This window comes from Lwoffella lincolnii, from assembly GCF_002014765.1.
In the GTDB taxonomy this organism is placed as follows: Bacteria; Pseudomonadota; Gammaproteobacteria; order Pseudomonadales; family Moraxellaceae; genus Psychrobacter; species Psychrobacter lincolnii.
The window spans coordinates 1-502 of the sequence record NZ_MUYT01000013.1; the positions used below are offsets into that span (position 1 = coordinate 1).

1 protein-coding gene is annotated in these 502 nt (G+C 35.1%); it reads right to left on the minus strand.

The window, feature by feature from the left end; translation table 11 throughout:
* Window positions 1-502, minus strand: a 502-nt coding sequence (locus tag B0682_RS08175; protein WP_143823334.1) for an RNA-guided endonuclease InsQ/TnpB family protein, incomplete at both ends; no start/stop codon positions are given.

Sequence of the window (502 nt, forward strand, 5' to 3'; positions counted from 1 at the left end):
TTAGCCATCACAAAACCACAAGATGAACAGGTTTTACTGCTTGGATAAAATCTATCCACTTCTTTAACAGTTTTGTGATGAATGTTGGCTTTGTAGATGAGTTGCCGCTTAAATTCATAAAAACCCAAATCGCTAATAGCACAGCTTAATTTGTGGTTTTTAATCATGCCTTTAACGTTAAGGTTTTCAAGGCAAATCACATCAAATTGTTTTACTAAGTTGGTTGTTAATTTGTGTAAAAAGTCTTTTCTAATGCAACTGATTTTATAATGCAATCGTGAGAGCTTGGTTTTCGCTTTTTCACGGTTGTTACTGTCTTTTTGTTTACGGCTGAGCTGTTTGCTTAGTCGTTTTAATTGTTTGAGTTTGGTTTTTAATAGCTTAGGAGCTTGTGCTTTTGTGCCGTCTGATAACGTGGCTAAATCGGTAATGCCTAAATCAATGCCAACACTTTTGTGTGTTTTGGCATTTAATTTTGGTGGATTGTCAATTTCCACACCAA